The following is an 11,974-nucleotide window of genomic DNA, read 5'->3' as shown; positions in this document are numbered from 1 at the left end:
GACTCGCTCTACCTGCCGGAGCACACGCACCTGCCGGTGGCCCTCGCCGTTCCGCCGGCACTGGTGGAGGGGGTCCACCTCGACGACTACAAGCGCAGTGTCGACCCCCTCGTGTCGCTGGCGGCCGCGGCGGCGGTGACCGAGCGCATCCTCCTCGGCACGGGCGTGCTCCTGGTCGCCCAGCACGACCCCATCGTGCTGGCCAAGCAGATCGCCACCCTCGACCGCCTGTCGGGGGGCCGCGTGGTGCTGGGCATGGGCTTCGGTTGGAACCGCGCCGAGGCGGCCGACCACGGGGTGGACTTCTCGCAGCGCCGGGCCGTGGCGCGCGAGAAGGTCCTGTGCATGCAGGCGCTGTGGTCGCAGGACGAGGCGGCGTTCCACGGCGAGCACGTGCAGCTGCCCCCGTCGTTCTCGTGGCCCAAGCCCGTGCAGCAACCCCGGGTGCGCACCCTCGTCGGCGGCGGCGCCGGCCCCGTGCTGTTCGCCGCCATCGCCGAGTACGCGGACGGCTGGATGCCCATCGGAGGCGCGGGGCTGCGTGGCGCCCTCGGGTCCCTGCGCTCGGCGATGGAGGAGGCCGGGCGCGATCCCGCCGCCCTCGAGGTCGTCCCCTTCGGCACCGTCCCCGACACCGGGAAGCTGGCGCACTACGCCGCGCTCGGCTGCACCGAGGTGGTGCTGCGGGTCCCCTCGGGGCCGTCGGACGACATGCTGCGCGTCCTCGACGACTACACGCGCTTTCTGGGCCCGCGCTGAGCCGCCGACGCCGGGGCGTCGTCGGGGTGCGGGTCCGGTGCCAGGTTTCGATCCCGGTGTAGGGTCGCGTGGGTGCGGGCGCGGGTGATGACGTTCTTCTCCGAGAGCGCGGACATGACCGACCTCGTCGCCGCGCTGCGCTCGGACCTCCCGCCGGTGTACGAGTCGAACCCCGGCTTCCGGGGCCTCGTCGTGCTGGTGAAGCCCGACGTCCGCAACCACGTCATCGCGCTGACGCTGTGGGAGGACGACGACGCCCTGGCGGGCAGCGAGGCGATCGCCGACGGCTTCGCCGACCGGATCGCCGCGGCGACCGGCACGGCGGTGGCGCGCAACGTCTACGACGTGCTGGGGACGATCGGGATCGTCGAACGGGCGCCGGCGACCGAGCCGTAGGCCCGTCTCCGGGACCCCGACCCCGCGCGACGGTCGGATCCTCGCCCCGGGAGGAGCGGGCGCGTCCTTCGCAGGCCGTCGCCGGGCGCGTGTGGCCGGTGCCGGCACGCGAAACGGATGACCGGCTGTCAGCCACCGTGGGCCGAGGTCGGGCCCGTGCCTCAGGCCCAGCGGCGGCCCGTGTGCGCCGCTGGGGTCCCGCAGCACGGGGGGCACTAACGTGTCGGCGATGCCTCTCTTCGTCGGCGCCGTCCTGGTCGGCCTGTTCACCGCACAGGTCGCCCTGTTGGTGACCACCGTGTACCTGCACCGATGCCTGTCGCATCGGGCCGTGACACTGTCCCCGGGAGCCCGGGGCGCCGGCCGGGTGCTCATCTGGGTGATGACGGGGATGCAGCCCCGCCAGTGGGTGGCGGTGCACAGAAAGCACCACGCCTTCACCGACACGCCTCGTGACCCGCATTCCCCGATCGTCCTCGGTTTCCCCCGCGTGCAGTTCGCCAACGCCCTGCTCTACCGCAGGGTCGCCCGCGACGGTTCCGCGGTGGCCCGTTACGCCCGGGACATTCCCGCCGATCGCTGGGACGCCTGGCTCTTCGACCACGCCGTGCTGGGCCTCGGGCTGGGCGTGGCCATCCTGGTCCTGTTGTTCGGATGGGAATTCGCACTCGCCGCCGCCGCCGTCCACGCCGTCTACTACCTGCTCGGCGGGGGGGCGATCAACGCCATCGGGCACCGGTGGGGACGGCGGCCCTTCGACAACCTGGCGACCAACAACCAGTGGTTGGCCTGGCTGGTGGTCGGCGAGGGCCTGCACAACAACCACCACGCGGCCGCCACCTCCAGCCGGCTGAGCCTGGCCAAGGGGGAGGTCGATCCCGGCTGGTGGTGCATCCGGCTCCTGGTCCTCCTGCGCTGCGCCACCCTCCGGGAGACGAGCGCGGTCGCCCGGGCGGGCGCCACGCCCTGAGGGCGGGCGGGGGAGCGCCGACAGGGAGCTCGCCTCGGTGGCGTCGGGGGGACCGCCGGTGGGTCAGGCGTCGACGCGCTCGAGATGATCGAGCACGGCCGGGAACGTGTCGCGCGCCGCGTCGGCGCCGATGAAGACGTCCTGGTGGCCGTAGCCGTCGACGACCACCCGCCGGAACAGGTCCCCGCCGAGGTTGTCGACCAGGCACGCATGGGTGCGCTCGGTCGACGCCGGCACCCAGACCAGGTTGTCGCTCCCCGACAGGAGGGTGATGGGCCGGCGGAGACGTTCCAGGTGCGGGAGGTAGCGGTCGGCACCGTCGGCTCCGATCAGCCGCTCGACTCGGGCCATCTCGGAGAGGTGCACCATCATCGTCATGTCGGTGGGACCGAACAGCTCGTGCATGGTCGTGTGCGACAGCTCGTTCATGTTGTCGTGGCGCACCGCGATGCCGTAGATGAAGGCCAGGCGGCGGCACACCGCCCGGCCGCACTGCTCCGCTCTGGGGATGGGGTAGGCCCGCAGCGCCAGGTCGAGGGCCCGGGCCGCCTTCGACTCGTCTGTGTACGAGTCCGACGTGAGCATGCCCACCCCCAGCCGGCGCATCAGACTTCCCAACCGCAGCCCCGCCTTGAGCTTCATGATCGGCGGCCCCACCGGGTGCAGGCCGACCGAGGAGCACATCAGGGAGGTGGGCTCGGTCGTCCCGGCCAGGGTGGACATCATCCAGGTCAGGCTGCCGACGCAGTGGGCCACCACGTGGAGCTCGGCTCGGCCCGTGTGCCCGCGCACGGCCGCCTGGGCGGCCGGATGGTCGTTGTACGCCACGGTGTCGGCGGTGAACTGGCTCGAGGCCGAGGGCAGCAGCGTGGAGCCCCGCCACTCCTGGACCCAGACGTCGAACCCGCTGTGGACCAGGTACTCCACCAGGTTCACCTCGACGGTGTCGAGCAGGTAGGTGAGCGGGTTCGCACCCATCCCGTGCACCAGCAGGACCGGTCCGCGTGTCCCTCCCCGGTAGCGCGCCAGCCGGAGGGGGACGCCGTCGGCGCCCCGGTACTCGATCTCATGGCGCGCCGGCAGGTCCAGCGGGCGGCGCCGGCGGGGCGGGGCGTTGCGGTCGAAGGGGGTGGACCGGTGCGTGACCGAGCCGTAGGACTCGTAGAGACGACGGGCGAAGGCCCGCCCGAAGCGGGCTTCGAGCTCGAGGCGCTCGCGTTCGCTCGACGGGCCGGTCACCGTCACCGTTCGCAGCTGGGTGGCGAAGTCGCGGGGTGTGATCCGCAGCACGCCCCGGCCCACCACGGCGCCCTCGGGCCCGTCCCGGCGCAGCGTGACGAACAACGAGGTCGTGGCCTTCCACATGTCGGTCACGTCACCGGGGGCCACCACCTTGAACCCGGCGAAATGGAACCGCCGCCCGTCGACGGCCCTGAGCGGGAGCCGGTACCACATGTGGCTCACGGTGGCATCCGCGTCGTCGTCGGCCACCAGCAACTGGAACGTGCCGCCCTCCACCATGAGCGGGTCGTCGCAGAGCGCGGGTGCCTCCACGGTGCCCATGGCACGCATCGGTCGGGCGAGGTCGGCCAGCGTGGCCCGCAGGTCGTCGGTGGACAAGGTGAGCTCGAAGGTGAGTGTGGAACGGGCCTCGTCTCCTTCGTCCGAGGCTCGTTCGTATTGTGCGATGTCGCCGACGTCGGGCGTGTCGGTGGGCGACCAGGAGCCGGACATGCGTTCGGTGAAGAGCAGGCCCGGGCGATCGGCGGGGGCAGGCGCGGTTGCGTCGACCGGTGCGACGCCGCTGCCGGCGCGAGTGTCGACGATCGTCCAACCGCGGGCGGCGGCCACGGCGGCCACCGCCCGTTCCGTCAACGCCGAGATGGTCAGCAGCGGGTTCACCCCGAGGGGGCGCGCCACGATCGACCCGTCCCAGACGACCAACCCGTCGTGCACGCTGTGGCCGGTCGGGCCGGCGAACACCTGCCCGCGGTCGTCCACCACGCCGTCCTGCGCCCGGTCGGCCATGACGCAGCCACCGAGCGGGTGGACCGTGATCAGGCTGTGGGCGAGCAGGCCCGACCACAGCGGGTCGTGCAGGAAGGTGCCGCCGTCGACCGACGCGGCCTCACCGACGACCTGGTTGGCGAGCTCGTAGTACGGGCCGGTGCCGACGTGGGGCCACGCCACCCGCACGTCGTCACCGTCGGGCACGATCGTCCCCTCGGCGTCGTCGTTGCCCATGACCAGGAGCGTCTGCAGGTGCTCGGTGAGCCCTTCGCGGCCGTCGGTGGTCGCGCTGCGCAGCCACGACGACGGACCGCCGCCGCGCAGGCGCCGCCGCGCCCAGTCCGGGGCCAGCTGGCTCAGCAGCTCCAGGGGGAGGAGCCCGGCCACCGCCCCGGGTACCACGGCGTCCTCGATGATGATGCCCTCCTCGAGGGGGCGCCCCTGGCGCCGGTCGACGAAGGCGGTGATGCACGGTCCCGCGGGATGCGCCGGGTCGGGCCGTTGCCCGCCGGCGCCGACGGCGTGCACGGCCGCACCCGGGCGGTAGGAGAACCCGAGGACGTCACCGTTCCCCGTGAAGTGCCGGCCGAGTTGCTCGGACAGCTCCAGGCCCCGCTGCCGGGACCGGAAGAGGACGGTGGTCGTCCCCAGCGTGCCCGCGGCCAGCACCACCAGGTCGGCGGTGATGGCCAGTGGGGGAGCGCCGAAGCGGTCGCGCCCCGACCCGAGCGGCTGGGCCCGCACCACCCACCGGCCGGGGGTGTCGTCGCCGGCACCGGTTCCCGGCCCCCGTTGCACCCAGCGGACGTCGACCTCGGTGAAGATCTCCGCACCGTGTGCCACCGCGTCGGGTAGGTAGTTCATGAGCAGCGTGTTCTTGGCTCCGTAGTTGCAGCCGGTCACACAGTCCCCGCACCCGGTGCAGGCCTCCTGGTGGACGCCGGCGGCGTTGGGCCCGGCCCGGAAGGTGACGTTGATCGGTGTCGGGTGGCACGGCGCCCCGTCGGCCGCCGTGCGCAGCGCCTCCATCTTGGCGAGCGGCGGGAAGGACTCGGGGTACGTGGTGGGGGTGAGCATGGCCTGCGCCCGCTCGTAGCCGGCCTCGAGGCCGGCGACGTCGTCGCGCAGGGCCCGTGGCCAACGTTCGTCCTCGAAGATCCGCGGGTCGGGCCGCAACGAGACGTTGGCGTTGACGAGCGACGTGCCCCCGAGTCCGCACCCCGAGAACACGTTCATGGCGCCACCCACGTGCATCCAGTAGAGGTTGCGGGGGTCGCCGGTGGTGCCGAGCGGGCTGACCGTCTGGACGTGGCGGCCCGCCGCGTCCAACGTGGCCGGGTACTCTCCGGGGTGCAGCTCGCGACCGCGTTCGAGCACGGCCACCGCCCGCCCCGCCCGGGCGAGCCGGCACGCCGCGATGCTCCCGCCGTAGCCGGAGCCCACGACCACCACGTCGTAGTGGGGTTTCAGGTCGGCGACGGGCCGGGACAGCCGCAGCATCACCGGTCCCCTGTCGCCGGTGCCTGTGCCGGTCCTGTTGCCGGTGCCGGTGCCGGTGCCGGTCCCTGTCCCGGTGCCGACACGGGAGCTGACGGCGAGGCGCTCGGGGCACCGACCCCCGATCGGTGACGACGCCACCGATGGTGGTCGTCGGGGGTGCCGAGCTCGGCGGTCTGCGCTTGCAGGCGGGCCCGCAGCTGGTCCTGCCGCTCGAGCTCGACGGCCGTCACCGCCTCGGCCAGCGCCCGCCACGGGTCCCGGGACGGGTCGATGCCGGTGCGGAGCTCCGACACCAGGGGATTGGCCGCATCGTGGGGTGGACCGTCCACGACGATCATGTGACCCGAGCCCGAGCCCTGGCCGAAGCACCGCAGCGCGGCGATGTTGAGGTCCTCGTCGATGACGATCACCGACGCGCCCTTGTTCGGCTCGGGCGCGGTGGTGTCCACGACCCACCCGCCGGTGTTGATCACCGTCCCCGGACCGGGCAGTGCCACCGGCTGGCCGAGGTCGACGAACGGCTTGTGGGTGTGGCCGAAGACGAAGGCCACCTCGGAGGGTGCGCCGATCTCCTCGTCGATCTGTCGGGCGACAGGACCCGAGAGATACGACTGGAGCCCCTTCTGACCGTTCTCGCTCAGGAGGGCGGGCTCGTGGCGCTCGCGCCGCAGCGACCGCTCGACCGCGGCGGACAGCCCGCCGTCGAGCAGGAGACCCTCGACGTGGCTCCGGAACCGCGACATCGATCGCTCGGAGACGGCCCGCCGGATGGCGTCGATCTCGGCTCGGATCGCCGCTTCGCTCTGTAGGGACTCGTACAACGTGCGGGCCCAGCGACCCATGTCGCCGCTGTCTCCCATCGACGACCAGAAGAAGTCGATCCAGGCGCCGTTCTCCGCCTCGAGGTCGCCTGCCGACGGCCGCTGCGGCGCCCGTCCCTGACGGAAGTTCTCGAGTGTCGACATGGCGCGGTAGAGCGGCTCGATGAAATGTCCGTGGGAGAGCACCACGGCCCGTCGCCCGGTGGCGTCCACGATGCCTGTGTTCGGATAGCTCAGCTCGACGGTGATCGCCGCCCTCGTATCGGTTCGGGCGGCCAGCAGCTCGATCAGGCGGTCCCGCACCGGATAGGGGTCGTTGTCGGGGAGCAGCCGGGTGGCGTGGGCCTCGACCGGCAACGGCTCGGTGGTCGCGAGCCCCCTGATGTGCTCCATGTAGCAGTCGCCCCGGGCGCGACTCCACAGGTGGTGGTCGTGGTTGCCGGGGACGAACCGTATGCCCGGTGCCACCGCAGCGTCGGCCGTGCCGAGCCCGAGCGCCACGACGAATCGGGCGAATGTCGCGGCGGCGTCCTCGGTGGAGCAGAGCGCCAACTCGAACAGGTCGCCGAGCACGACCAGTTGCGGCGGGTCCGTCCCCGAGCGAAGTGAGCGCACCGCCTCACAGAGGGCCACCAAGACCGGGGACACCGAGGACCGGTCGACGCGCTCGCCGTCGGGGTCGACGGAGGTGAGGAGGCTGTTCAGCGCGCCCAGGTGGAGGTCGGACACGCACACCCATCGGATGGCAGCCTTCACACAACCCTCCGCGTCGGTCGCCGTGGACCTGCACGACGGGCCGGCATCGCCGTGGCACCCTAGCGCGATCGGCGCCTGGCGGCGGCCCCGAGCGCGGATGCCGTCCGGTCGACGCCCAGTGCGTCAGGGCAGCTTCGAGAGCGCGGTCTCCGCCCGCCGTTCGACCATGGCGTACCCGTGGTCGGCACCAGCGGCGCGTGCGCCCTCCAGCAGGGCGCGCCCCCGCTCGAGCCCGTCGGCGTCGCCCCGGGCCACGAGCATGCGTCCCCATTCGAGCTGGGTGGCGGCCGCGAAGAAGGTCATGTGACCACGGGCGCTGAGGTCGGCCGCCTCGGTGAAATGCGCCTCGGCGTCGTCGTACCGGCCGAGGACCGACGCCAGGCCCCCGAGGGACCAGGCGGCCGGGAGGAACCCGAGCGTGCCGATGAACGGGACCTGCGCGTGGAAGGGGGCGAGCAGGTCGTACAGCGTCCGGGCGGGCCCGGTGGCAGCCAGCTCGATGGCCACCATGGCGTACGAGGTGATCCCCATCATCCAGACGAAATCGTGCGGCAGCGATGCGAACCCGTCGGCCGCGGCCGATTCGAGGAGCCGCAGTGCCGTGGCGTCGTTGCCCGCGTCGAGGTGGGCCGACGCCAGGATGGCGCGGAAGGCCGGGAGGCCGGGGTTCTCGGTGGCCGCCTGGTCGACGAGGTGCACGAGCTCGCCCAGCCGTCCCTGCTCCGTGCGGACGTACATCAATTGGGACCCGTAGATGGCGAAGGCGTCGGGCTGACCGCTGTCCGTGCCGATGTGCAGTGAGGTGGTCGTGAGCTCTTCGGCCCGCTCGGGGTGGCCGGCCATCAGGGCCGCGCCTGCCTCCTTGAAGGCCGTCATCCACATGAACGTCGGTTGGCGAAGGCGGTCGCTCAGCGTCCGCAGGTTGTCGAGGCAGCGGGTCGACAATTCGACGTCTCCGGCCTGCATCGCATTGACCTGGCACGTGCTCCCTGCGTGGTACAGCGTCTCGGGATCACCCAGCGCCTCGGCCAGTGCCAGGCACTCGGTGGCGTCGGCCATCCGTTCGTCGAGGGCGGAGGGGATCTGCAACGGGTTGTTGAGCAGGCACAGCACCCGGAGGAGTGTGGCCGGGTCCTGCAATCGCCGGGCCATGGCCTTGGCCTCGTCGGCGAGGGAGCGTCGTCGCTCGAGCGGCCCGAAGCTGAGCTCGGTGCACAGGGTGGCGAGCAACAGCGCCCGCTCGGGGCTGTCGTCGTCGGCGAGCGCCGTCAGGGCGGCCTCGAGCACCGCCACCTTGTCGGTGTCGATCACCCCGCTGGCACTGAACCACCCGCGGTTGTTCTCCAGGGCGGCCCGGACCAGGCGGTCGGTGGTGCCGAGGGCACGGGCCAGCCGCGCCGCGTCGAGGAAGGTCTCCCGGAAGGCGGCCACCCCGGCCTGGCGTTGCGCCTGGCCCAGCCCGATGCGCAGGTCGCAGGCCAGGAGCGGGTCGTCGCCGGGTGCGAGCTCGACGAGCTGGAGCGCCTGGGAGAAGTACCGGACGGCGTCGTCGGGGGCGAGCGCCGCCAGCGCGGCCTCTCCGGCCTGGCGGGCGTAGCTGATGGCCTTGGCCGCGTTGACCGGGTGGGTCGCATGGAACCAGTGATGGGCGAGCTCGCCCACGCGCCAACCGGGGCGGTCCCCGACGATGGCCTCGATGGCCTCGGCCACCTGGCGATGGGCTCGGGCCTGCCGGGTCGAGCCCAGGTCCTGGTACAGGGTGTGCTGGATGAGCGCGTGGGCGAAGCTGTAGCGGCCCACGACGTTGGCGACCTCGCCGACCAGTGCCACCGCGGCGGCGGCGTCGAGGAGATCGAGCAGCTCGTCGTCGGTGCGCTCGGTCACCCGGGCGAGCAGGTCCAGGTCGAATTCCCGGCCGATGACAGCGGCGAGGGGCAGGACCTGGGTGGCGGCTTCGCCGAGGCGGGCCACCCTCGAGCCGATTACCAGGCGCACGCTGTCGGGCATGGCCATCACGTCGAGGTCGGCGTCGGCGGTCCATCGGCCGGCGTCGTCCTGGTAGATGGCGCCGGTCTCCGACAGGTGGCGGAGGACCTCACCGACGAAGAACGGGTTGCCGTCGGTCTCGCGATACAGCGCGTGCGCCAGGCCCACTCCGTCCTCGTCGAGGTCGTGACCGGCGGCGGCCTCCACGAAGGCGAGCACGCCGATGTCGTCGAGGCCGGAGAGCTCGATGCGGCTCACCCCGGACTCCCGCCGCAGCGCGGCAAGGGCGTCGGTCAGTGGGTGCGAGCTCGACAGCTCCGAGTGGCGATAGGTGCCCACGATGAGCAGGGGAAGGGGTGTCGTGTTGGCCACCACGTGGCGCAGCAGCTGCAGGCTGGGCTTGTCCGCCCACTGCAGGTCGTCGAGCACGAGCACCAAGGTCTTGTGCTCGCACGCCTGGCCGAGGAGCCCGACCACGGCGTTGTACAGGAGGTACCGCTCGGTGTCGGGGTCGGCGCTCTGCGGTGCCGGCAGCTCCCCCAGGCGCTGTCCGAGCGCGGGCACGATCTTGGCGAGCTCCGCACCGAAGGACTGCACGTGGGCGCGCAGGGCCTCTTCGGGTGCGCGGGTGACGTAATGGGAGATCGCCTCGACGAAGGGCCCGTAGGGGGCGCCGAGGTCCTCGTCGCAGCGACCGAGCAGCACGACCGCGCCGGCCTCGAAGGCGGCGCGCGCCCCCTGGGCGGCGAGCGTGGTCTTGCCGATCCCCGCCTCGCCGGAGACGAGGACGATCTCGCGCCCCCCGCCCGCGGCCACCCGCTTGAAGGCGTCGGCCAGCGACGCCGCCTCGGTGACCCGTCCGATCACCCCGGTGGCCGGCTCGATCTCGAGACGCGGCGGCGGTGGAACGGCGCCTGCCACGGCCTCGACGTCGTCGAGCCGCTCCCAGGCGACCTGGAGTGTCTCGACGGGTTCCGGCAATCCCTTCAGCGGGAGCTCGCCGAGCCGGGAGAACGAGTGCGGGCTGCGCCGTCCGGCCATGGCCCGGACGAGATCGGCGACCAGGATCTGTCCGCCGTCGGCGTGCGCGCACAGGCGGGACGCTTCGATCACCGGGTCGCCGAAGTAATCGCCTGCCTCGCGGGTGGCCTCCCCGGCGCTGAGGCCGACGCGCAGGCCCAGGCGCCGCGCCGCGCCGGCGTTGTCCCGGTCGACGGCCTGTTGCATGGCCACGGCGCACGACAGGGCCGCCGACGTGCTCGTGAACACGACCATGAGCCCGTCGCCCAGGGTCTTCACCTCGGTTCCCCCCGAGGACGCCACGGCCTGGCGCAGCGACGAGAAGTGTTGCCGCCGCAGCTCGTCGGCCGCGTCGACGGTCATCGACGAAGCCAGCTCGGTCGAGCCGACCACGTCAGTGAAGAGCACCGTGACGTTCTCGGTGGCGGCCACCGATCCTCCCAGAGTCCTGCCTGGGGAAAGACTAAGCGAGAGCAGGGAGTTCGCGCCCGGCCGGGCGGGCTCGGGCGGCTCCTCGCACGCGCCCGGCGGTGGCGTGGCGGCGGGTGGGGGCCCCGGGCGCACGACCCCCCGGGGTTCCCCGCAGTGCCCGACTCCTCCCTGTCGGGCGGGGCTTCAGCCGCGCAGCGAGCCCGCAACGGCGCTCGCCGTGCCGGGGCGTTCCGGCCACACGACGTGCCTGCAGCCGTCGAGGATGTCGACGGGCGCCCGGCACGAGAGCGGCCGAGGCCACGCCACCGGGCGCCGCCACGGAGAGCCGCCCGGCTCACCCATCGGCAAAGCGCGCCGTGAGGAGCTCGCCGGCACGGCGCACGGCGTCGGCGTCGCCGGTCGGCATGTTGAAGATCAGGTACCGGGCCCCGGCGGCGCGCAGCTCCTCGACCTGGGCGACGATCTCCTCCTCCGTCCCCACGTTGAAGCCCGCGGCGTCGTCGCCCACGGCGCTGCGCAGGAACTCCCACGTGGCCGCGGTCTCCTCGGCGGAGTCGGTGATGACGAGCGTGCTCAGGCGGCTGACGGTGATCTCGGAGGGGTCGCGGCCCACCGCCGCGCAGTGCTCGCGCAGGACGCCGACCTTGTGGCGGACCGTCGCCACGTCGCCGGTGATGTTGCACAGGTCCGCGTAGCTCGCCACCAGGCGCAGCGTGCGCCTCTCCCCGCCACCCCCGATGAGGATGGGGGGGCCGCCGGGCTGGATGGGCCGGGGGACGTTGTACGCATCCTTGATGCGGTAGTAGCGGCCCTCGAACGTCGGGTGCTCCTCGCGGAACATGGCCCGGCAGATCTGCACGGCCTCCTCCAGGCGCGCCATGCGCTCGGCCACCGGCGGGAAGTCGACCCCGAGGCCCTCGTGCTCCTCGTCGTGCCAGGCCGCCCCGATCCCGAGCATGGCCCTCCCCGCGCTGATGACGTCGAGCGTCGTCACGATCTTGGCCAGCAGCGCCGGGTTGCGGTACGTCACGCCGGTCACGAGGGCGCCGAGCCTGATGCGGCTCGTGCGTGCCGCCAGCGCGCCGAGGAGCGTGTAGGACTCCAGCATGGGCTGCGGGGCGCCGCCCAGCGCGGGCAATTGGTAGAAGTGGTCCATCACCCACAGCGACTCGAATCCCGCCGACTCGGCCGTGCCGGCCAGCCCGGCGACGGACTGAAAGAGCTGAGCATCGGGCACGCCGATGGTGAAGTTCGGGATCTGGAGGCCGAAGTGCATGGCCCGATCATGCTCCACGTGCCGGGCGCGTGCCGGGCCGTGGCCGTC

Annotated in this window: 7 protein-coding genes; 3 read left to right on the top strand and 4 right to left on the bottom strand. The window is 72.7% G+C overall.

Annotated elements, in window-relative coordinates; all coding sequences use genetic code 11:
• The 3 genes from VMV22_13070 to VMV22_13060 form a co-directional block, all read left to right on the top strand.
• Positions 1-759 (top strand): TIGR03619 family F420-dependent LLM class oxidoreductase (locus tag VMV22_13070; protein ID HUY23261.1); only part of this gene is annotated, 759 nt, incomplete at its 5' end.
• Positions 760-831: 72 nt separating this feature from the next.
• Positions 832-1,155 carry an antibiotic biosynthesis monooxygenase gene (locus VMV22_13065; GenBank protein ID HUY23260.1) on the top strand — a complete coding sequence of 108 codons (324 nt, stop codon included), beginning with the start codon at positions 832-834 and terminating at the stop codon, positions 1,153-1,155.
• Positions 1,156-1,384: 229 nt separating this feature from the next.
• Positions 1,385-2,125: a fatty acid desaturase gene (locus VMV22_13060; GenBank protein ID HUY23259.1), complete on the top strand. Its 741-nt coding sequence runs from the start codon at positions 1,385-1,387 to the stop codon at positions 2,123-2,125.
• Positions 2,126-2,188: 63 nt separating this feature from the next.
• On the opposite strand, the gene VMV22_13055 is transcribed toward VMV22_13060, so the two are convergent.
• From VMV22_13055 to VMV22_13040, 4 genes are all read right to left on the bottom strand, one after another.
• On the bottom strand, positions 2,189-5,635 hold the full coding sequence (locus VMV22_13055) for a GMC family oxidoreductase N-terminal domain-containing protein (protein ID HUY23258.1): 3,447 nt from the start codon (positions 5,633-5,635) through the stop codon (positions 2,189-2,191).
• Entirely contained in the window at positions 5,635-7,212 is a 1,578-nt protein-coding gene (locus VMV22_13050) for a hypothetical protein (protein HUY23257.1), read from the bottom strand. The genes VMV22_13055 and VMV22_13050 overlap by 1 nt, the downstream gene beginning before the upstream one ends.
• Positions 7,213-7,335: 123 nt before the next feature.
• Positions 7,336-10,650: an AAA family ATPase gene (locus tag VMV22_13045; protein ID HUY23256.1), complete on the bottom strand. Its 3,315-nt coding sequence runs from the start codon at positions 10,648-10,650 to the stop codon at positions 7,336-7,338.
• A 334-nt stretch (positions 10,651-10,984) separates the two neighbouring features.
• Positions 10,985-11,926 (bottom strand): LLM class F420-dependent oxidoreductase, encoded by a 942-nt coding sequence (locus VMV22_13040; GenBank protein ID HUY23255.1) that lies wholly within the window; start codon positions 11,924-11,926, stop codon positions 10,985-10,987.
• Between the last annotated feature and the right edge of the window lie 48 nt (positions 11,927-11,974).

The organism is Acidimicrobiales bacterium (genome assembly GCA_035531755.1).
In the GTDB taxonomy this organism is placed as follows: Bacteria; Actinomycetota; Acidimicrobiia; order Acidimicrobiales; family UBA8190; genus DATKSK01.
The sequence above is the reverse complement of the archived record's forward strand: the minus strand, read 5'-3'. Positions and strand labels throughout refer to the sequence as shown.